The 22,866-nt window shown below is 45.4% G+C and carries 17 protein-coding genes and 1 other annotated feature; of the genes, 12 read left to right on the forward strand and 5 right to left on the reverse strand.

Features of this window, described 5'->3' with window-relative positions:
• Positions 1-13: 13 nt before the first annotated feature.
• Entirely contained in the window at positions 14-1,531 is a 1,518-nt protein-coding gene (locus EL84_RS19655) for a sensor histidine kinase (protein WP_047842781.1), read from the reverse strand.
• Positions 1,531-2,214 carry a response regulator transcription factor gene (locus tag EL84_RS19660; protein ID WP_036670730.1) on the reverse strand — a complete coding sequence of 228 codons (684 nt, stop codon included), beginning with the start codon at positions 2,212-2,214 and terminating at the stop codon, positions 1,531-1,533. The genes EL84_RS19655 and EL84_RS19660 overlap by 1 nt, the downstream gene beginning before the upstream one ends.
• Positions 2,215-2,439: 225 nt before the next feature.
• Between EL84_RS19660 and EL84_RS19665 the strand changes: the two genes are divergently transcribed.
• From EL84_RS19665 to asd, 6 genes are all read left to right on the forward strand, one after another.
• Positions 2,440-4,569: an ArnT family glycosyltransferase gene (locus EL84_RS19665; RefSeq protein WP_047844293.1), complete on the forward strand. Its 2,130-nt coding sequence runs from the start codon at positions 2,440-2,442 to the stop codon at positions 4,567-4,569.
• A 50-nt stretch (positions 4,570-4,619) separates the two neighbouring features.
• Positions 4,620-5,606 (forward strand): glycosyltransferase family 2 protein, encoded by a 987-nt coding sequence (locus tag EL84_RS19670; RefSeq protein WP_036670731.1) that lies wholly within the window; start codon positions 4,620-4,622, stop codon positions 5,604-5,606.
• The gene (locus tag EL84_RS19675) at positions 5,599-5,991 is read left to right on the forward strand and encodes a GtrA family protein (RefSeq protein ID WP_036670733.1); all 393 of its coding nucleotides are present in this window, start codon (positions 5,599-5,601) and stop codon (positions 5,989-5,991) included. Before EL84_RS19670 ends, EL84_RS19675 begins: the two co-directional genes overlap by 8 nt.
• Positions 5,992-6,048: 57 nt before the next feature.
• Positions 6,049-6,921 (forward strand): UTP--glucose-1-phosphate uridylyltransferase GalU, encoded by an 873-nt coding sequence (gene galU / locus EL84_RS19680; RefSeq protein ID WP_047842782.1) that lies wholly within the window; start codon positions 6,049-6,051, stop codon positions 6,919-6,921.
• 149 nt (positions 6,922-7,070) lie between these two features.
• Positions 7,071-7,916 carry a class I SAM-dependent methyltransferase gene (locus EL84_RS19685; RefSeq protein WP_047842783.1) on the forward strand — a complete coding sequence of 282 codons (846 nt, stop codon included), beginning with the start codon at positions 7,071-7,073 and terminating at the stop codon, positions 7,914-7,916.
• Between the two features lie 190 nt (positions 7,917-8,106).
• Positions 8,107-8,384, forward strand: a binding site (T-box leader).
• A 169-nt stretch (positions 8,385-8,553) separates the two neighbouring features.
• Positions 8,554-9,639: an aspartate-semialdehyde dehydrogenase gene (gene asd / locus EL84_RS19690; protein ID WP_017688716.1), complete on the forward strand. Its 1,086-nt coding sequence runs from the start codon at positions 8,554-8,556 to the stop codon at positions 9,637-9,639.
• A gap of 257 nt (positions 9,640-9,896) precedes the next feature.
• Here asd and EL84_RS19695 read toward each other — a convergent pair whose 3' ends face one another.
• On the reverse strand, positions 9,897-10,415 hold the full coding sequence (locus EL84_RS19695) for a MerR family transcriptional regulator (protein ID WP_047842784.1): 519 nt from the start codon (positions 10,413-10,415) through the stop codon (positions 9,897-9,899).
• A 172-nt stretch (positions 10,416-10,587) separates the two neighbouring features.
• Here EL84_RS19695 and EL84_RS19700 point away from each other — a divergent pair, with 172 nt between their 5' ends.
• Positions 10,588-11,439: an aldo/keto reductase gene (locus tag EL84_RS19700; RefSeq protein WP_047842785.1), complete on the forward strand. Its 852-nt coding sequence runs from the start codon at positions 10,588-10,590 to the stop codon at positions 11,437-11,439.
• A 118-nt stretch (positions 11,440-11,557) separates the two neighbouring features.
• Here the strand turns inward: EL84_RS19700 and EL84_RS19705 are convergent, their stop codons facing one another.
• A complete protein-coding gene (locus EL84_RS19705; protein ID WP_047842786.1) occupies positions 11,558-12,526 on the reverse strand; it encodes a bile acid:sodium symporter family protein in 969 nt (322 codons plus the stop codon).
• Positions 12,527-12,667: 141 nt separating this feature from the next.
• On the opposite strand from EL84_RS19705, the gene EL84_RS19710 reads away from it, so the two are divergent.
• The 5 genes from EL84_RS19710 to EL84_RS19730 all read left to right on the forward strand — a co-directional run bounded on the left by EL84_RS19710 (position 12,668) and on the right by EL84_RS19730 (position 20,973).
• Positions 12,668-13,138 carry a DUF6376 family protein gene (locus EL84_RS19710; RefSeq protein ID WP_127545763.1) on the forward strand — a complete coding sequence of 157 codons (471 nt, stop codon included), beginning with the start codon at positions 12,668-12,670 and terminating at the stop codon, positions 13,136-13,138.
• A 321-nt stretch (positions 13,139-13,459) separates the two neighbouring features.
• A complete protein-coding gene (locus EL84_RS19715) occupies positions 13,460-14,215 on the forward strand; it encodes an SDR family NAD(P)-dependent oxidoreductase (protein ID WP_047842788.1) in 756 nt (251 codons plus the stop codon).
• 495 nt (positions 14,216-14,710) lie between these two features.
• The gene (locus tag EL84_RS19720; protein WP_047842789.1) at positions 14,711-15,508 is read left to right on the forward strand and encodes a sulfite exporter TauE/SafE family protein; all 798 of its coding nucleotides are present in this window, start codon (positions 14,711-14,713) and stop codon (positions 15,506-15,508) included.
• Positions 15,509-15,695: 187 nt separating this feature from the next.
• Positions 15,696-18,077 carry a polyprenyl synthetase family protein gene (locus EL84_RS19725; RefSeq protein ID WP_047842790.1) on the forward strand — a complete coding sequence of 794 codons (2,382 nt, stop codon included), beginning with the start codon at positions 15,696-15,698 and terminating at the stop codon, positions 18,075-18,077.
• Positions 18,078-18,345: 268 nt separating this feature from the next.
• Positions 18,346-20,973: a PAS domain S-box protein gene (locus EL84_RS19730; RefSeq protein ID WP_047842791.1), complete on the forward strand. Its 2,628-nt coding sequence runs from the start codon at positions 18,346-18,348 to the stop codon at positions 20,971-20,973.
• A 126-nt stretch (positions 20,974-21,099) separates the two neighbouring features.
• Here the strand turns inward: EL84_RS19730 and EL84_RS19735 are convergent, their stop codons facing one another.
• On the reverse strand, positions 21,100-22,866 hold the full coding sequence (locus EL84_RS19735; protein WP_053061543.1) for an ABC transporter substrate-binding protein: 1,767 nt from the start codon (positions 22,864-22,866) through the stop codon (positions 21,100-21,102).

A 22,866-nucleotide genomic window follows, 5' to 3' on the forward strand; every position in this document is an offset into this window, starting at 1 on the left:
GCCGACGCTCAGCCTAGACATCAGCCTTATACAACGGCATTAATATCATAAATTCAGTTCCCACGCCTACCTGACTTTGTACGGTAATATTCCCACCATGCGACTCCACAATCGAGCGGGTAATGGCGAGACCGAGACCTGCGCCACCTTGTTTGCGCGAACGAGAACTGCTTGTGCGGTAAAATCGCTCAAAGATATGGGGCAGATGTTCAGGTTCAATGCCTGTGCCGTTATCTTTCACTGATAATTCAGCCTTATGATACGTGGCATATAACGTTATGGAGATGGCTCCATGCTCAGGATCGGTATGCTGCACCGCGTTATGGAACAGATTCAGCACAACCTGCTTCACCTTGTAAGCGTCAGCCAGTACATATACTTCAGCCGTCAGATCAAGATGAATGGATCTTTGCTGAGCCATCATGGCGAGTTGTGGTTGCATTTCGAGCAACAGACTGTCTAGCTGAATGACCTCCCGCTCCTGCTTTGGAGCCTGATCCAGCTTGGTTAGTAACAGCAAATCTTCAACCAGCTTGTTAATTCGTACCGATTCGCCGTGCATGCTGTCCAGCGCTTTATACAATTGATCTTGATTGGTCGCTGCACCCCGCTGTAGAACTTCAATGAAGCCGTGAATGGAGGTGAGGGGGGTACGAAGCTCATGAGAAGCATCAGACAAGAAACGCTGCATCTGCTCTTTCGATTCCCGCTCCGCTTCAAACGAGTTCTCCAGCCTTTCAAGCATGCCATTGAAGGAAACTGCGAGCTGATCCACTTCCTCTTGTCCCTGAACGACGGGAAGTCGTTCTGCGAGGCTACCTGCATCGATCTGCTGTACTTTATTCACCATGTTGGACAGGGGAACCAGCGTCCGGCGTAATACCTTAGTGTATAGAATAAGACCGGCTACCATGGCCAACAGCGATAACATGAGGAAGATCAGAAGCTGTTTAATAATCAAATCTCTCAGTGGCTTCGTAGCTGTGCCCATCTGGACCATCGGTAAACCACGATTGCGTGGACCGGGTGAAGCAAATACAATCAATTGCTCATTCCCTTGGCTATCCGTGACGATCCGATAGGGAATGTGTTTTTGTTCTTTCAACTCATCTGTAATGTCCTGATATTCAACGGTTGCTAGTTGAGGGGCTTTCAGACCGTCTTCTCCAAAAATATCCTCGAACGTACCTTGGTTATCAAACAGGGCCAGTGAACGGTCAGGAATAAACAACACCCGATTACCAGACCCGTTTCCTGCCTGTCCACCGAAAGGATTGTTGGAAGAGCCGCTACGTGACTGGATTCCGAGCCAAACCGGAGGCATGGACATGAGCTGTTCTTCCATGGTTTTTGCCTGATTCCGGTAGAGAAAGCTTTCCATGATCCAGAATTGCAGGATACCGATTAACAATAACAGCCCGGCAAGCACGAACAGAGAACGTGAGAGCAATTGAGAACGTAATGAACGAGGCCATATCCAGTGGTGGAGACGTCTTATACGAAGTTTATTTTTCTTAGGCAGCGAGTTCATCAGAGATCCACCCTGTACCCGACACCCCGAAGCGTACGAATGAGTTTATGCTCTTTATCCCCGAGTTTGTCGCGCAAGGAACGAACGTAAACCTCCACAATATTTTCTTCCCCGCCAAAATCATACCCCCAAACCCGACTCAGAATGGTCGCTTTGCTAAGTACAATTCCATGATTAAGAACAATAAATTTTAACAGTTCGTATTCGGTAGGAGATAACTCCAAGACCTGATTCTGATAGGTTATTTCTTTACGCTGATCATCAATTCGGAAGGGACCGTGGGTGACGGCTCCTATTAATAAAGGAAATTGATTACGAAGTCTGGCCTGAATCCGGGCGAGCAGCTCGTCAAAGGCAAAGGGTTTGATCATGTAATCGTCAGCACCTAGCCAAAGGCCCTTAACCCGATTCTCGACTTCGTCCTTCGCTGTTAGCATAATTACGCCAACCTCGGCACCGGTCTTACGAAGACGCTCGACCACTTCGAATCCATCCATCTCTGGCATCATGACATCCAGAATAGCCATATGTGGCTTGAATTCAAGCGCCAACTCAAGCGCAGCCGCTCCATCGGGTGCGGTGCGCACATCAAAGCCCTCATTGCTTAATCCAAGCTCTAGAAATTGTAAAATATGTGGTTCATCATCAGCCAATAGTATTTTAATTCCGCTGCTAAGCTTCATAATTTGCCTTCTCTCCTTGCCCGTTTCATCTAGACTTCTCCCTCACTTCGGAGGGACTGTATGTAGTATTATCGCTTGCCAAACTGAAATTTAGCTGAAAGGATTGTGAATTATCCTCAGACAACATTCAGCGGGCACTCATCCCAGTTTTATTTTGGCATGTCACAATACTAGACATGAAGAACTTTGAAGGAGTGATCAACATTGAATAACACCAAAAGAAGGATGGATCTTGTCCTTCTGTCGATTGTATTACTGGCGGCATTTTTGAATGGGTACGGTATCTGGAATGATCAATATGCCAATTCCTATTATACGACTGCCGTTGGGAGTATGCTCAGCAACTTCCACAACTTTTTCTATGCTTCACTCGACTCGGCAGGCTCGGTCACTGTAGATAAACCACCCGTTGTCTTCTGGATTCAGACGGCCTTTGCCTATGTCTTTGGACTGCATGGATGGAGCGTTATTTTGCCTCAAGTATTAGCGGGAATCGGTTCGGTGCTCCTGATCTATTTCATGGTGAAACCTACATATGGTCTTGCAGCAGCACGAATTTCGGCACTTACATTGGCAACTGTGCCTGTCGTGGCGGCAGTCAGCCGGACCAACAATATTGACAGCATGTTGGTGTTTACACTACTGCTGGGTTCATGGTTTTTGTTCAAAGGCAGCAAACAAGGAAGTACTTGGCGCATTCTGGTTGCTTTTGGGTTAATAGGCGTAGCATTTAATATGAAAATGCTTCAAGCCTACATGATTCTCCCGGCATTTTACTTGTTTTATCTGCTTGCATTTCAGGCGAAATGGAGAAGGAAGATCATCCTGCTGATCGGCAGCACAGCGGTTCTGGCGGTGGTTTCCTTATCCTGGGCGGTCACTGTGGATTCTATACCCGAAGACGAGCGGCCTTATATCGGTAGCAGTGAAACAAACTCGGTCATGGAACTCGCCTTTGGATACAATGGTCTGGCTCGCCTAACGGGTCAGCAGAATACTGCAGGTAACGCAGGTATGCCAAATGGTATGGGACAGGGAGATAATCGTGGCAATCGAGGAGACTCGTCTTCAGGTCCTAATCAGACAGGCAGTGGTGTTCCTGGCGCTGGGCAAGATGTCAATGCACCGGATAACGATAACATGAATGGTTCGAATGGCAATTTCCCGAACAGGCAGATGCCAAATGATATGGAAATGCCAAACGGAAGAGATTTCGGCGGAGGCATGGGCGGAATGTTTGGTACGGGGGAGAAAGGTCCTCTACGTCTGTTCCAGACTGAACTGTCAGGCCAAGCTAGCTGGCTTCTGCCAGTTGTGCTGCTTGGATGCATTGCCATATTTGCAGGATTAAGACGGAGAAATATAACCAACAAGCACAAGGAAGCCTTGTTCTGGCTGACCTGGCTGCTTCCCGTTGCTGCCTTTTTCAGTGTAGCAGGTTTCTTCCATCAGTATTATCTGATTATGCTTGCACCTCCAATTGCGGCGCTGACTGGCGCAGGATTTGTAGCGATGTGGAAGTCATATCGTGATCGCAATGGCAGGCAGGCATGGTTGCTTCCGGTGTCCGTGTTGCTGACGACTCTGTTCGCCTGGTATATCATGCAGGTGTATAACGATACGATTGGTGCAGGCTGGTCCATTAGTGAATTGATCGCAGGCATTCTGGTCACGGTCATCCTAATCGTTATGCTTCATCGCACACATCAATGGAAACAGGGCTTCATTATCGCGGGATTCATGGTGATGCTGATTGGTCCAATCTACTGGGCATTCACCCCAATAACTTATGGTGGCAACAGCATGATTCCGGCAGCAGGACCTACTGGTTCCAATGGTATGTTTGGTGGAGCAGGAATGGGCATGCCGATGGGTAACGGTGCAGGAGACACAGAAATGCCTACAATGGGTGGCCGTGGCGGAATGGGCAACCGTAACGAAGAAGTGGATACAGCTACACTGAATTATCTGAAGGAGCACAATACAGGCGAAACGTATCTCTTCGCTACTACGGACTATAATCAGGCAGCACCTTATATCATCGATGAAAGAGCAGCGGTCATTACGCTTGGAGGTTTCTCCGGGTCAGACCCGGTGTACACAACGGAGGAACTGGAGCAACTCGTCAAGAGCGGGCAAGTGAAATACTTCATGGTTGGTGGCATGGGTGGCCGCGGAGGAAACTCAGATATTAGCGATTGGATTAAAGAGCACGGAACCGAGATTCCAACGTCAGAGTGGAAGACAGGTACGGACAGCGGAACTATGGATAACGGAGACACGGAGAATGAAGCTGGACTTGGATTTGGATTCGGATTTGGCGGACAGACGACTTTGTATGAAGTGAAATTGTAGACGAAATAAAAATCTCGAACGAAGTCCATTGGAAAAGGGAGGGGACAAACATGGCTCACGCGTACCGATACAGCATTATTATTCCCATGTATAACGAAGAAGCGGTGATCGAGGAGACTTATCGGCGTCTGAAGAAGGTCATGGGCAGCACAGGAGAGAGTTATGAACTGTTGTTTGTTAATGATGGCAGCGTGGATCGAAGTGCACAGATGATCCGTGATTACGCCCGTTGGGACGAGAGTGTGAAGCTGATAGATTTTGCCCGTAACTTCGGACATCAAATTGCGATAACAGCTGGTATGGATTATGCAGTGGGGGATGCGGTGGTTATTATTGATGCGGATCTGCAGGACCCTCCCGAACTGATACTGGATATGATCGCCAAATGGAAAGAGGGCTATGAAGTCATATATGCCCGTCGCACCAGACGAAGTGGGGAAACTCGCTTTAAGAAATGGTCGGCGAGTCTGTTCTATCGTGTACTTCGTGCTTCAACGGATACGGATATCCCGGTAGACACCGGAGATTTTCGCCTGATTGACCGCAAAGTATGTGATGAGATGAAACGTCTTCCGGAGAAAAACCGATTTGTGCGGGGGTTGGTCAGTTGGGTCGGATTTCGTCAGACTGCGATTGAATATGAACGTGATGAACGTCTGGCAGGTGAAACAAAATATCCGCTGAAACGCATGTTGAAACTAAGCCTGGACGGCATTACTTCATTTTCGTATAAACCGCTCAAGCTCGCAGGTTATGTAGGTGCGATCCTGTCGGTTGGTGGATTCATCTATATGTTAACGGTTATTATTTCGGCCATCTTTACGGATTCAACGATTAAGGGATGGCCATCCATTGTGAGTATCATGCTGATCTTTAACGGATTCATCCTGATCATGCTGGGCATTCTGGGCGAGTACGTGGGCCGCATCTATGATGAGACCAAGGCGCGTCCGCTATACATTGTGAGAGATGTGGTGCAGGCCGAGGGCCAGCAAGCAAAATCCCAATTGACAGTCCGAGTTGCTCATCATGACTAAGCGTCTGGTGACACTCTTCAAGTTCGGTATTGTGGGTGTTGCAAATACGACAGTGGATGCGGTGGTGTTTGCTTTACTTGCGGTGGTCGGTGTACCGGTTCTGATGGCTCAAGTAATCTCGTACAGCTGCGGTGTTGCGAACAGTTATTGGCTGAACGGCAGGTGGACTTTTCGAGATACGGCACGAGGAGGTGGCGATAGAGCGAAACTTATTCGTTTTCTAATCACTAATCTTATCGTTCTCGCGTTATCCGCTCTCATACTGATGACTTTGCAAGATATGCTGGGTTGGAGTCTCGTGATGAGTAAAATCCTGGCGACCTTGATGGGGATGGTTCTGAACTATATGGCCAGCAGATATTGGGTGTTTCGTATCGCTACTTAGCTGCCCACAGCGTGCAATATTGGTTATAAGAAGCAAATGAAAGGAGTCTATGATGATATGCGAATCAAAAAAGCAGTTATTCCGGCAGCGGGTCTCGGAACCCGTTTCCTGCCAGCGACCAAAGCACAGCCCAAAGAAATGTTACCGATTGTAGACAAACCGGCCATCCAATACATTGTTGAAGAAGCAGTGCAATCAGGAATTGAGAATATCCTCATTGTGACTGGACGCAACAAAAAATCCATAGAGGACCATTTTGATAAATCGGTTGAACTTGAACACTCTTTATATGCCAAGGGCAAACAGTCTTTACTGGAAGAGGTGCAGGCCATCAGCGAGATGGCAAATATTCATTTTATTCGTCAAAAGGAACCACTGGGTCTGGGGCATGCCATTGGGTGTGCACGGCAATTTGTAGGGGATGATGCCTTCGCTGTACTGCTGGGAGATGACATAATGGTGTCTGATCCGCCTGCACTTGCACAGATGGTTCATCTCTACGAAAAGACAGGCAACCAGATCATTGGTGTTCGTCAGGTAGACGCGGCAAATGTGAGCAAATATGGCATCATTGATTCGAATGGTGCAGAGGACCGGGTTCACCGGGTCACCAATCTGGTCGAAAAACCTTCCCTTGCAGAAGCGCCATCCCGAACAGCTGTAATGGGACGATACATTCTGAAACCTTCCATCTTTCCAATCCTGGATCAGATCGAGAGAGGGGCTGGAGGGGAATATCAGTTAACGGATGCCTTGAAAGAAGTAAGTCAGGTGGAGGAACTGTTGGCCCTTGAACTGGAGGGGCGTCGCTACGATATAGGCGATCAATTCGGATATATTCAGGCGATCTTGGAGATCGGACTGTTGCGCAAGGAATTACAGCCCATGCTGACACCCTATCTTCAGAAGCTTGCAACTCAGTGGGCATAGGAATTGATATGCAGCAGAGGTTTAGATCTGCTGTAGGACGGGTTCTCCTCCGTACCGTGGTTCTGTCATAGGCTCTAGTGTTGTACAATTATTCCAGTAACGCTACAATTAGCAAGAAGTTCAAGTTGCTCTTTGAGGAGTGAGGAATCATGAATGAATCTATCATCAGGGACCTTATTAAGTATATGGACGTGGAGGACAACGCCGCCATTCAGTACATTCAGACCGAGCATCGGATGAAACTGGGACTCTTTTGGGGAATACAGGAAGGCAGCCGGGTTCTGGAAATCGGTTGTGGTCAGGGAGATACAACGGCCGTGCTTGCACATCTGGTGGGGGAGCACGGGTACGTTCATGGTGTAGATATTGCACCAGAGGATTATGGTGCACCGCTGACCGTAGGCGAAGCGGCAGCCAAGCTGCGGAGATCTCCACTGGGTGATCGAATTCGAATGGATTATGATTTCGACATTCTAAGTGATCAGGCTCAATTCGCCGAGAATGAGTTTGATGTTATCGTACTTTCCCATTGTTCTTGGTACTTGAAATCGTTTGCCGAACTCGCTGAGATTCTTAGCAAGGTTAGGACGTGGGGACATCAGTTATGTTTTGCAGAATGGGATGCCCGAGTTACAGATGTGAGCCAGCTCTCACATTGGTTATCCGTTCTGATTCAGTCCCAGGTCGAATGTTACAAGGAGAACAGCTTCTCCAATGTGCGCACGCTCTTTACACCGGAGGACATCCAAGAGCTTGTCTCTGCGGCAGGCTGGACGATTAAGGAAGAGAATTCGATCCATTCTCCCGAGCTGCAGGACGGTCGTTGGGAAACCGAAATGACACTGGCAGAAGCGCCTGTGGAACTGAAACTGCTTCCGATCCCGGACAAAGTAAAGACACTTCTTCTTTCCGAACTGAAATTACTTAGGACACATCATGCCACGAGGCCTGGGAGCCCACTGGGAACGTATGCGATGGTTGCCAAAAAGCAGTAAAGAAATAGCTATTTGTAGTATGTTATAATAAAAATGTCTATCGACGTACTTTTCACAGAAGACAGACCGTTTAGCTGAAGTTTTTCTTGCGATAATTGAATAGTTCAGCTCCGCTGGAAACATATAAATTCCATGATCTAAAAAAATGTGTTTACTTCATCACAGTAATTTTGATATTATAATCGCAATATCAAATGCGACGAAGAGACGAGTAGATAAAAATCATTCTTTCAAAGAGAGCTCCGGCAGCTGAAAAGGAGTAAAGAACTTTTTATTGAATAAAGACTCAGAGCAGCACATCGGAACTTAGCATTTAAGGGATGGTGTGACAGGAGCTCCTGTTACAGAGCTAGAGTATGAACGGTCTACAGCTGGCAAGGTGGTTGTAAACCTTTACTTGAAGAGGCGGATATGGTGACATATTGGCGAATCTGGGTGGTACCACGAGAGTTCAATCTCGTCCCTGAGACTATTGTCTTGGGGATGGGATTTTTTGGTTTTTCCGGGGTGTGACTACACGCTTTGGAATTGTCTGAATAGTGTTAATTAGGAAGTCAATTTCATAATACGTTTTTAGTGAGTAAGGAAATTGATTTGAAGAGAAGAATCACTTAAACCGAAAGGAAATGATGATTGAATGTCAGCAAAATTGAAAGTTGGTATCGTCGGAGGAACAGGAATGGTGGGTCAGCGTTTTGTGGACCTGCTTGATCAACATCCATGGTTTGAAGTAACAGCTATTTCTGCAAGCGCCAATTCGGCAGGTAAAACATATGAAGAATCCGTACAAGGTAGATGGAAACTCGCAGTTCCTATTCCGGAAGCTGTGAAGAAAATCGTTGTTCAGGATGCTTCCCAGGTTGAGGCTTTTGCCAGCCAGGTTGATTTTATTTTCTGCGCGGTTGATATGAAAAAGAATGAAATTCAAGCGCTCGAAGAGGCTTACGCTAGAACAGGCACACCTGTCGTGTCCAACAACTCCGCTCACCGCTGGACAGCAGATGTACCAATGGTAATCCCTGAGATTAACCCGGGACATCTGGACGTGATTGAAGCTCAACGCAAACGTCTGGGCACAAAAACCGGATTCATTGCTGTAAAACCAAACTGCTCGATTCAGAGCTATGTGCCTGCACTGCACGCCTTGCGTGAGTTCAACCCGACTCAGGTTGTTGCTTCCACGTATCAAGCAATCTCCGGAGCAGGTAAAAACTTTACGGACTGGCCAGATATGCTTGATAATGTCATTCCATACATCGGTGGCGAAGAAGAGAAGAGTGAGCAGGAACCACTACGAATCTGGGGTAGCATCGAAAATAATGAGATCGTCAAAGCATCGGCTCCATTAATTACAACACAATGTATTCGTGTTCCAGTAACGGATGGACATCTGGCTACTGTGTTTGTAAACTTCGAGAAAAAACCAAGTAAAGATGAAATTTTGGAGCGTTGGTTGCAGTTCAAAGGTCGTCCGCAGGAACTGGCTCTGCCAAGTGCACCAAAACAGTTCATTACGTATTTTGAAGAAGAGAACAGACCACAGACAAAACTGGATCGTGACATCGAACGCGGAATGGGTGTCTCCACAGGCCGACTGCGCGAAGATTCACTCTATGATTACAAATTCGTTGGATTGTCCCACAACACGCTCCGCGGAGCGGCAGGTGGTGCGGTTCTGATCGCAGAACTGCTTAAAGCCGAAGGATATATTCAACCGAAATAAGCATAAAGGCATCATGAGCAACAGATTTCTGAACAGGATATTTCATGAAAAACCATCACTTGTTGATGGTTTTTTTGTATTGTGAACAGGGACCAGAAAATGGGCAGGAATAGATTAAAGAGATCCCAGCAGAGGGTTGTAGTGGCGAAAAACGCTGACAATGTTGTCGGCGTTTTTTACTCAGGCTCATTTAGATATACATAATGTAAGAAATAGCCTATATGTTTTGAACATACGTGAGCTATATCATGTGAAGTTTAAGATACTATGCTAGTTTGCTGCTTCATAGCAGCTGCTGGGCACTGAGCCGAAACCTCGGCTTCAGGAAGACTGCGACTTTTTAAACGGGATGCAGGACAACTCCCTTCTTCGTCACGCTTGGTTTCCCAATTGACCGGGTTGGTCATATCCGGGATGCGTTGCTCCAAAATGGCCTGATATTGACGTGCTTTCTCTTCCAAATGGGCTACGCGGCTCTTAGCCTCTTCAAGCTGAATCAGCGCCGCTTCCTTATACTCCATCATAAGTGCGAATCGCTGCGAAACGGTTGAATCACCTTCGAGGCAGAGATCGACGTATGTTTTAATATTTTCAATCGGTAAACCTGTCTGCTTGAGGCATTTGACGCCATGTAGCCAATTGATGGATTCTTCATCAAACACCCGAATATTATTTTTATTGCGTTGAATGCTCGGAACCAAGCCTTTATCCGTGTAAAAGCGAACAGCGTGCTCTGTGAGTCCCGTAAGCTGGGCAGCATCCTGGACAGTATACATATGTACTCCTCCTTCTAAAAAAATATTGGAGACCGCTTGACTTCGTGTAAGACGAAGGAGCTAGGGTTATTGTAACGCAAGTCGGCCGGAAGTGGAATCCTCGCTTTGTTGCTGAATTTCAGGAATACGTGACCACTTGCGATTCACAATTGAACCATAGGAGGAATTGAATATGCAAACGGTAACCTTGAACAATGGAGTGAAAATGCCGATTATTGGCTTTGGTGTCTACCAGGTTCCCGATGCTGATGAATGTGAGAACACGGTATATGAGGCGCTGAAGGCCGGTTACCGCCTAATTGATACCGCTGCCGGTTACCTAAACGAAGAAGCGGTTGGACGTGCAATTAAACGCAGTGGCATAGCGCGGGAAGAACTTTTCATCACGACAAAGCTTTGGATTCAGGATGCAGGATACGAAAGTGCCAAGCGGGGGTTTGCCAAATCGTTAAGTAAGCTGCAGCTCGATTATCTGGATATGTACCTTATTCACATGCCGTTTGGTGATTACTACGGCGCATGGCGTGCGATGGAAGAACTATACCGTGAGGGCAAGATCAGGGCTATCGGTGTCAGTAACTTCCTACCTGACCGCCTGATGGACCTCATCGTCCACAACGAAGTTGTGCCTGTCATCAATCAGATCGAAACGCATCCGTTTCAACAGCAGGTCAACAGCGCTGTTTTCATGAAAGAACAGGGGATACAGCACCAGTCATGGTCCCCGTTCGCCGAAGGTCGCAACAATTTGTTCAGCAACGAAGTCTTGGTTTCCATTGCCGAGAAACATAACAAATCCGTCGCCCAGGTTGTACTGCGCTGGCTTGTGCAGCGGGATGTTGTTGTTATTCCAAAATCAGTACGCAAAGAGCGGCTTATCGAGAACTTCGATATTTTCGACTTTGTACTAAGCCCGGAAGAGATTGCAACCATTTCCACACTGAATACCAAGGAAAGTCTATTCATGAAGATTGATAATCCTGAAGTTGCCAAGATGCTGGGCAATATGAAAGTGGATTTGTAGCCAAGAACTGATTGCTAGGTTTACGAAACGTAGCATTATCGTAGCACTTGAAGTAATAAAAGCAATCCAATGCAAAACGCCGACAATCATGTCGGCGTTTTTTTCATCCAATATTTTGTTAGGCCGCGGATGTCTTATCCGACTTATGCAGAAGCTGAGAGCGACGACCGAGCAGATAACCTGTCAGGGAAGCGAGCATCTGTTGGAATACCATGCCAAGCACGACCGGGACAGCAACAGGTGGCGGAAAATAAGAAACAGCCAGTACTGCACCTGCGCTGATATTACGCATCCCTCCATTAAACACCAGAGCGACCTGATCGGCCTCGTTCCAGCCCAGCAATCGAGCGATGAAGTAACTTAGCGCATAACCGAATGATGCCAGGAAAATGATGATGACCGCAAGACCAGCCAACTTCCAGTTGAAATCAGCCAAGTAGGGCGCAACGACAGATCCGTTAATCGCAACAACTGATGCCATGAACAATTTGGACAACGGATTCAACCTTGGTCCCCAGACCGGGACAATGGCGCCTTTGGTCCACTCATTCAGCAGCATACCGAGCAGGGATGGTACAACAATCATCCAGAACAGACTGCTCATCATGGCTGCTGTGTCCAGTGTGACACTGGTTCCGATTAACAGGGATAACACCCCGGGCACTACAAAAGGAGCAAGCATGGTATCAATCAGGATGATGGATAGCGTAAGTGCGATATTGCCCCGATAGATACTGACCCAGATGAAGCTGCTTATTCCTGTCGGAATCACGGCTGCCAGAACAAGGCCCGTTATGGTGTACGCATCTGTAGGGAAAACCAGATGACCCATACCAAGAGCAATTAGAGGCATCGCCAAATGCAAAATAAACAGACATACAAACAGGGGGAACGGCTTTTTCAGCACGTTCACAAAATCCCGTATCCCAAGACTGATACTTCCAGCGAACGTCATGAACGCAAAAAGCCAAGGGGATAAAAAGGTATAAGAAGAAAGAAAACTCCCGCATAACACGCCAATAATAATGCTGATTGGGGTAATCAGTGGCATGATGCGGTTCAAGCGTTGGTTCAAGGCTTGAAGCATAATCATGACATCCCTTTACCGTGTGATTTTACCATTATACATCTTAATAACGTTGGCTGCAGACCCATTTGCAAAGAAGCAGTCTGAACAGGTATCATGGACTTGGAACAAGGATTCCGATTAGGAGAAGGGGAGATGATCATGTTCATAAGAAAAAGAAAGCACACATTAATGATGACAGGCCTTATTGCATCAAGTATTCTGCTGATTTCGGCCTGTTCTGTCGTGGAACAAGCTAATCAAAGTTTAAATTATGTGAGTGGGGCTACTGATTATATAGAACAGGTATCAAACGCCGGAGCTGATCTGCAAGAGCTTGCATCGGGTGCGGTGAATAATCCGGAGATAACAACGCAGATTCAGGAGAAAATCGATCTGATCCAAGCAGAGGCAAGTGAATTTTCTCAGTTGACTGCTCCTGCAATAGGAGAGAGTATTCATGAAAATCTGGTCAGTTACAATACTCAATTAACAGAAGTTGTAGACAATTTCGAGAATACAATTGCAGAGCAAGGTTTTACGGCAGAGAATTGGGAGAAGACAGGCATTCCTGAACTGATCACCAATATCAATAATTTGAAAGATCCGCTTAGCGGACTTCAGGGTGAATAAAATTAATTTTCAATATGGAAGACAACACAGTTTGAAATTCTCATATTTTATAAGGGCGAGATATCGGAATGATTGAATTACCGTTATGCTCGCTTTTTTATTTTCCCAAAACTCATGCATATTTAATATCACAGGAGCTAGACTATATCATGTAAATAGGAGATGTATATGACATTTATCTCTTATTTATGTGAAGATGATCTATGGTTTGACAAGGTTGGGACAGAGGCGTATGATAAGTATATAAGTTAATAAAATATAGTTACTTACTATAAGTTTAGAACTACACCTAAAACTATTTTGCCAAAGGAGAGCTGAGTCATGACTCAACACAATGGAAAAGTAATCATTATTACAGGTGGAGCAAGTGGTATTGGTAAAGAGACAGCACTTCAACTTTCGGATCAAGGAGCGACTATTGTTGTCGCTGACTATAATGAAGACGGAGCGAAGAAGCTTGCGGCAGAGATTGAAGCAGCAGGAGGAACAGCGGGCGCATACAAAGTGGATGTATCCAAAGGGGACGAGATCAAGGCCCTGATCGACTGGACCGTAGAGCAATATGGTACGTTAAGCGGTATTTTCAATAACGCAGGTATTGGACTTGTGAAGCCATTTCTGGAGATGGACCCGGAATCCTATCACAGAGTCATTGATGTAGATCAGCACAGTGTATACTACGGTATGTATTATGGCGCGAAAAAAATGGTTGAATTGAACGTACAGGGTACCATTGTAAATACAGCTTCGATCTATGGAAGTGTTGCTGCAGTAGGCAGCTTCAACTACAACGCAGCCAAGGCTGCGGTTGTTATGATGTCCAAATCCGGTGCATTGGAACTAGCTGAGCATGGAATTCGTGTAGTTGGTGTAGCACCTGGCTTTATCGAAACACCGATTCTGGGTGATGACCAAGCCATGAAGGATGCGCTTGCTACTCAACATATGCGTGGAGAGCTCATTCAACCCGAGAAAGTAGCCAGTGTGGTTACATTCCTGTTCAGTGATGCAGCCAGTGCAGTTAATGGTACAACCGTAGCCGTAGATGATGGATTCCTCAGCTTCAAAACTAAATAAGTACCCTTTTATAATTAAGAGAACTCATCTCAAAAAACAGAAAAAAACGGTGCAGAACGATTTATTCGTTTTGCACCGTTTTTGTATTTTGTATTTTCATTATAAAGTAATCATGGCATATGAGATGGAAATAAGTTTGTCGAATCATCCCGAAATTTCAGAGATCGTGATACAATTAGCAAGGTTGTATCTTTTTATCATTTTGTGGTGTGTCATATACAATTCGAACTCCGAGAGAGCCATAACTCTCTTCTTTGTAATGACATTGAGAACAGGTTTTGGTCGAGCATAACGCATCGTTATGAACTTGTAATTTTTCGTTGCACTGTGGACATTTATTTTCAAAAAGAGTCTTCAACACGTTAAACATGCTTAATCACTCATTTCGGATTAATTTACTTGGTTTTTATTATAACGGATAATTTTCGCTGTGTATAGCACTTTTGAGTGATATCGAAATGAGATTTATATAGCACGAAAGGAAGCGCATAACCGATGGATCTTCTGCTTTTTGTCATCATGTTTATACTGGGTCTGGTCGGTTCATTCTTCTCCGGTTTGTTGGGTATTGGTGGGGCCATTATCAATTATCCGCTACTGTTATATGTTCCATCCTGGGTGGGATTGGAGCCGTTCTCAGCACATCAGGTATCGTCGATTAGTATGTTTCAAGTGTTTTTCGCTTCACTTGCTGGTGTGATTGCATTCCGCAGAAAAGTAAAAACGGGTAGAAGCGGTGGGGCGATCGTTCACCGAGGTTTGGTGCTATACATGGGCTCCAGCATTCTTGCTGGCAGTCTGATCGGCGGGTTCATATCCGGTCATCTGGACGGAAGGGTTATTAATCTGATCTATGGCATTCTGGCGATCATGGCGATTGTGCTTATGCTGATTCCCGGAAAGGGAAAGCTTGATACCTCAGCTCCACTGGTGTTTAACCGATGGATTGCAGCAGGCACTGCTTTTGCAGTAGGTATTGTATCAGGAATTGTTGGTGCGGGTGGTGCCTTTATCCTTATTCCGATCATGCTGACGATTCTCAACATCCCCGTACGAACAACGATTGCTTCTTCACTGGCGATTGTATTTATCTCCGCAATCGGCGGCGTTATAGGTAAAATTACGGGTGGAGACATTCCGATGGAACCCATTATCTATACGGTGATCGGCAGTCTGCTCGGGGCATCCCTTGGTTCACGGATTAGTTCAATGATCAATGTGAGGGTACTTCGATATGCATTAATCGTACTTATCGCCATCACAGCGGTCAAAGTCTGGTCTTCCATTCTGTAAAATCACGTATGTAGAAATGAACAATGACGATTTCGTAACCAAACGGTTGGATCGCCGTATAAAGATTATGAACATGAGCTGAAGCGTTGGATACACGATCAAATGAGTTCAGTTTTCGTCCATGGAGCACCTCATCTCCTTTCATGGATACATGTTTAACATTAATAGAATTTGAGGTATCCACCCTATGAATAACGTACTTACAGAACAGGCTGATGCAGGATATCGGCTAGCTGAGCAGAAAGCATCTCAGTATTTTACTTCTCTTAGGCAGCAACTTATGGATAATACGTATACGACAGCACTTACCCAAGATATTCATGTATGGCAAAAGAAACATATTCATCGTTTTGCCTGGCTTTCTCTTTTATCACCTAGCAAAAGAAAACCGGATCCTCGGGATGTTCATAGATATATCCACTGGCTGAATACGACAGGAAAGCTGGATGATTACCTGGATCGGAGTATCTCCTATATTTATATGCGAGATCTGGGGCAAGCCCTTGATTCTCCGGGTACGCAGGCCCGAATTCAGAACGTTGTCCAGAATACTAAAAAATACTTTATGGGCTCAGCTACTGGGCGAAAAGGACAGCCTGATTATATCAGTCTGGCTGCGTTGTACCGTTGGGGACAGAAGGAGCACATTGAAACAGCTGTCATCTGGGTGATGAACAAATTAAAGAATGTAGCATCCAACATCCCGAAGGAGCTGGATGCAGAGCAGGCGCAGCGGAAGCTCATCAAGATCATTCTTGGCGTGGTCCTTCATGTGGACGATGAGATGAATGAGCAGACGCTACCTGAAGAACGCGCCCGGAGATTTGATGCGGCGATCCGACTTGGTTATTCGTACGGTTTGACATATCCATTTGTGGATGATCTGCTGGATTCTCAAGCTTTGACAGTTCATGAAAAAGAACAATATTCCCTGATGATACGCGATGCACTTCTTACCGGGGTCGTCCCTGATCTGGGGGATTGGAAAGGCAGCAACCTTGAAGTAATTGAATATGTACATTCCGAGCTTCGGGAAGCATTTGAGTACATCAAGAACTACCAGCATCCAGAGAAACAGCGCACGTTTTTAGAACAATCCTATGTATTCTTTCAGTCTCAGGAGATCGATCGCAACAAGAAATTAGCCAATGCGAATTATAGCAATGAAGAATTGTACATTCCGATTATTATCAAATCCTCTTCTTCCCGATTAATCGTCCGGTCTGTTCTCAGTGCGCCAGTGGATGAAGGATTTGATCTACGGACGTTCTATTACGGAATATATAATCAGTTGGCTGATGATTTTGCCGATATGTTTGACGATATGGAAGAAGGGGCAGTAACTCCGTATACCTACTATTTGAAGTATCGAGATTTGCGTCCCGACTTGATTAATCCATATGAATTGTATTGGGCAGTCATCTCTCATCTAATCCATGATGTATATAACTCGGACGCCAAGACCCGCGAGGTCATACTGGATCGTGCCATTAACGGTCTGAAGCGTTGTAAAGAACGGTTGGGGCAACAAAAATATGATGAAGTGATGACGATCTTTGCCTCTGGGCAGCCTGAATTCAATCAACTGGTTCAACAGATGGTGCGAAAAGCAGATGACGTTGATTTCCTTGATAAATTGTTACGGGATCAGGTTGTGCTTCAATTGAAAAATGACAAACAGGAGAAAGAGGAGTTCAAACAGACCATTCGAACGGTTCGCGAACAGATTAATGTGGAGTTGCAGATTGCGAAGCCCGGTGGCCTTCATGAGATGAAAGAAACGCTGATCGATGCGGCCAATTACAGCTTGCAGGGAGACGGAAAAAGGCTACGTCCGATATTAACTTGGGTTATGGGCGTGCGCGAGTATGGTCTTCATGAATCATCCATCGTTCCGCTGCTAAGATCATTGGAGTACATGCATACCGCTTCCCTGATCTTTGATGATCTTCCTACGCAGGATAATGCTTCGACAAGACGTGGACGTTCCACGCTGCACCATGTACACAATAGTGCCACAGCAGAGCTTACGGGTCTGTTTCTCATTCAGAAGGCGATTGGAGAGCAATCCTCATTGGATCGTTTTGATGCGGCGACCGTGCTCAGACTCATTCAGTATTCGGCTGAAAAAGCAGAGGATATGTGTATGGGGCAGGCCATGGATCTGAACTCCAAAGGCAAGGCATTGACGCTGGAGCAGTTGAACATGATCTGTTTTTACAAAACAGGCATTGCCTTCGAAGCTGCCCTGGTCATGCCAGCGATACTTGCTCAAGTGAAGGAACCGGAGATGGCTGCGCTGAAAAAGTTCGCTTATCATGCAGGGATCGCCTTCCAGATCAAGGACGACTTGCTGGATTTCGAGGGAAATCACCTCATTCTTGGGAAACCTGCAGGTCAGGATGTGCGGAACAACAATTCAACCTTTGTGTCTATTCTGGGTGATGAAGGCGCGAAGAAAGCGATGTGGGAGCATTATTGTCTTGCTACAGATGCATTGAACGAGATGCCGAAACCTATTCCATTTTTGAGACATTTATTGGATTATCTTATTGGTCGCGAGCGCTAACCCATTTTTCTAATGATTCCGTGTTGCATATGACTCATAATGATATATAATGACAAAGTTCGGGATTCCATGTGGATGGATTCCGGGCCTTGTTTGGTTTAAAGACACAAATCTCTTAAAAAGATTTGTTTCAACGGTTGAAATTCTGGGTATTAAGCAGGTACTGTTGTTTTAAAACTGACTAATTTTTATAGAACATCTTATATCAGTAAAAATTTTAGATTTCGACAAAATTTACATGGAGTCTATGCCAAAAGGAGAACTTACAATGCAGGTTCAAAAGGTCGATCATCATGAATTGTTCGAGCAGATCTATAACCAAGCACCTATTGGGATTGCACTCGTTGCTCCAACAGGGCAATGGATGAAAGTGAACCCTGTTTTTTGCTGTATGCTAGGTTATACAAGTGATGAATTAATGGATCTCACGTATCAGGATATTACACATCCGGATGATTTCTCACAAGATATGATCTGTAGTTATGAGCTATTTGAAGGTAGATTAAAAGAAAATCAATACGAAAAACGTTACATTAATAAAAATGGTGACATCTTATGGTGTTCAATACATGTTTCCTTGGTTCGAAACGAAATTACGGATGAACCTCTTTACTTCATTTGCCATATTGTTGATATCACTGACCGCAAAATGTCTGAGCAAAAACTTCTGCATAGTGAAGAGATGTTTAAACTTATTACAGATCATGCTCAGGAGATCATCTATATTGCTGATCAGGAGGGCGTTTGTCGATTCTGCTCTCCCTCAGTCCAACATTTATTGGGTTATTCGCCAGAAGAAGTTATTGGTCAAAATAATGATGCATATTTCCACCCACAAGATCTGGAACAGATCTCACAGATGGACTTAACTAAAGGAAATCTGTTGAATATCAGGGTTCGTCATAAAGAGGGACATTATCTGTGGTTCGAGACCACATACAAGGTCTTTGGTGATGCTGAGCATGGACAGCAGATTCTTTCGATAGGACGAGATGTATCCGAACGAAAAAAACAAAAGGATATCAGTGCAGAGGCTGAACGTATTGCCTTAATTGGTAGTTGGGAATGGGATATGGTCTTAGACCGTATTACATTTTCAGATCAGATCTCTGAGATTTTTGAACTTGAACGCACCTGCAAACCATATCGTATAAGTGATGTTTTTGATGTTATGGATGCCGAAGATATAACCTCTTTACAAAAACATATTGCAGGGGTAAAGCAGGGTGAACCGCTCGATTTTGAATACAAACACATCAGCTCTGATGGAAATGAGAAGTATCTTCACTTACGTGGATTAATTACGCTTGATGAGCATGGTCAGCCAGTTCAGCTGAACGGAACACTACAGGATATCACTGAACGCAAACGCATCGAATTTAAATTGCAGGAATCAGTGGAGCGATACACTTCGCTTAAGAAATACAATCATGACGCCATTATCTCGTTTAACATGGATGGTAATATTATGAATGCGAATCCAGTGGCGGTGAAAATGACGGGCTGTCCTGTGGTTGAAATGATGGGTACAAGCATAAGCAGATTTATCGGAGCCAGTAATCTGGGTCTGATTCTGGGCAGTAACTATGAGATGGCTGAAAAGGAGATCAACGCTGTTCGGCACACGAATGGATCTGAGACAGAAGTCTTGGCTACGCTTGCTCCAATCATTATTAATACATCCAATGTCGGGTTTTACCTGATTGCGAAGGATATTACGGAGCAGAAAAAACTGCTGGTAGCCAAAGAGACAGCGGAGAGAATGAATAAGGCCAAAAGTGAATTTTTGGCGATGATGAGTCATGAAATCCGCACACCTATGAACGGTGTAATTGGGATGACGGATTTGCTTTTAGATACTCCTGGACTTAGTGGGGAACAAAAGGAATACATCGAAATCATCCAGAAGAGTGGAGATTCCTTGCTGGCCATCATTAATGATATTCTTGATTTTTCCAAAATCGAATCAGGCAAAACCGATCTGGTAGAAGATCCTTTTGATCTCGTAGAGATCGTGACCGAGACGGTGCAAATCGTAAAACCACTGGCTCGTGAAAAGAAGCTGGATGTTCGTATGTGCGTAGAAGATGTTATTCCAACTCCGGTGTATGGTGATGCTTATCGTCTTAAACAGGTACTTACCAATATCATCGGCAACGCGGTCAAATTCACTTCAGAAGGCGGCGTAGAAGTTAAAGTGGGAGTTAAGGAGCAGTGCGACAATAACGTGCAGCTTTATTTTCAGGTAAAAGATTCGGGCATTGGCATTCCGGCTGAGAGAAAACAACAGTTATTTGAACCTTTCTACCAACTGGAGAATTTTATGACCCGCAAACCTCAAGGTACCGGTCTTGGCCTTGCCATTAGCAAGAAACTGGTGGAGCTTATGCAGGGTGAGATCTGGATCGAGGAATCGGATGAACCGGGTACAATATTTATATTCACCGCCCAATTTAAATTAAATAACGGTGAAGAGAGCAACAGGTTGGATCAACAGCAGAAGAAGAGCAGAACATCAGCCTTACGGATTTTAATTGCAGAAGACAATGAGGTGAATCAACTCGTCCTTAGCAGAATCGTTGAGAAAAAAGGGCATTTCGTGGATCATGTGGCGGACGGTGTTGAGGCAGTCGAGGCGGTCAAACACACTTCATATGATATTGTCTTCATGGATGTGCATATGCCAAGGCTTAATGGATTCGAAGCGACAAAAGCGATTAAAAATGCTTTGCATCCCGAGAGTTGCCCATTCATTATTGCGGTAACTGCAAATGCCGTAAGAGGAGACATGGAAAACTGCTTGAAGGCAGGCATGGATGCGTATGTCAGCAAACCGATCAAAATTGAGTCCATTATGCAAGCATTGGAGAGCTATTACATCAAAAATAATCTCTGAGTATCCTAGAAATGGATTCATGAGCAAAAAAAGCTGCTAGCTTAAAATAGGCTAGCAGCTTTTTTTTGTTGTTCCATGATTTTGTCCTCCATCCTGCATCCCACAGATGCGACTAAGGACAAATCTCTAAGGATTTTTGATCCACAATTTGGAGATGTCCAGATAACCGAATTCTGCTACCTGCATGCCGAAGATGCTCTGATCCAGTTCAGCCTGCTTGTTCATGTGACAGCCATGCAAGATCCAGCAGTGATCACGTAACAAGGCTTCAGCTTCATCCAGGAGCGCAGTACGGTCTTCCCGATGGAACTTTGCGAAATGATCCAGTTTGTCATCCAGTAGAGACTGGTATGCAGGAGACATACACATATGAAAATGGTTGGACAGGTTTTTGAAAAAATGAATCATGCCGTACTGCCAATCTTCCTCCAGTATCTCTTCAGCGAGGATCAATTGCGCGTTCGTGGTCTCCTCTGAGTTGAAGTAATTCACAACGGCCTGCAAGCTGATGTTCAGACCGATGGACGCTGCACGACGTTGGAACCACTCCGCAACGTCTGCATCCTTATTATGCTTATACGATAATGTTACCGTCTCACCCTGGTACCCACAGTTATGCAGTAATTCACGAGCATGTTCAAGAGAAGCAACGGTCCAGTCTTGGGCTGCACTTCTCCAGGGAAGGAAGCTGCTGGCTGGTGTAATCCGATTCCCGCCCAGATCTCTGACAAGTGCGACCGAATCATAAACTATACGCAGGGCTTGCCGAAATAGGGGATGATGATGAATACCTTCTTTGTGAAAATTGAACAGCATATACTGACAACCCAGCGCCGGATAATTGATACTGTTCGTCTGATCACATCCTGTTGCCAGACTTAATCGATCTGTACCCGGTAGCTCATAATAGCGATCATTCGGACTCAGGTCAGGCACAAACCAGAAATGGACTTGATCCAGATGTGGCCGGATGCCGTAGTACGCATCAAAAGCGGTAAGCTCCAGCACATCTTCATTCAGCTCAGAGATCTGAAAAGGACCGGTACCTACCAATGTATTGGCTACATTGTAATCGTTGGGCAGGATTGTCATCCGAATACAACTGAACAGATGCAAGAAAAATCGATTAGGACGATGTAGAACAAACTTGATGCAGTAATCGCCAGCTACTTCCGCACGTTCAATATCCCGATATAACCAGATGGACGGACTTTGCACATCAATCAAGCGTTGCAACGTCGCTTGGACATCCCGGGACGTCATGACACGACCATTGTGGAAACGTACACCTTTTCGGAGATAAAAGGTCCATAAGCAATGGTCTTCGCTGCATTCCCACATGTGAGCCAGTGCTGGCAGGAATGATTCCGTCTTGGCATCATAAGTGATCAACGTATTACAGACCTGGCTTAATAGGTAGGTTTCAAATGCAGTATAAACAAAGGCTGGGTCCAAATCACCTAACTGGCGTGACCTCATGATGCGCAGGATATCCTGACCAGAGGCAGTTTCATCGTGGCCGTGAAATCCCATCTGTTGATGAAGGGAGAGCATGAGCTGTTCTCGCAATGTATCATCCATCTGAACGGTTCCGATGAGTTCAATGGCATCTTTCATTTTGCCTTTACCCAAAAGTTCGGTAAAACTCGCTTCCAACGCTTCATTCATGCTACGCAGCATTGTTAACTCCGAATGATGTCCACGACCACGCCCAGGCTGCCAATGGATAAAGCCTTGTTCCTCCAATTTTCTGAGAATGAATTTCACATTACGAGGGGTGCAGCACAAGGCAGCGGACAGGCTATCAATCGTTACCGCTACAGGTTCATGAAGTTTGAATGAAAGTTGTTCGGCCCCAGCAAGCCTTATAAAGTGTGTATGCAGGGTATCCAT

Origin of the sequence: Paenibacillus sp. VT-400 (genome assembly GCF_001029205.1) — a bacterium.
Lineage (GTDB): Bacteria > Bacillota > Bacilli > Paenibacillales > Paenibacillaceae > Paenibacillus > Paenibacillus amylolyticus.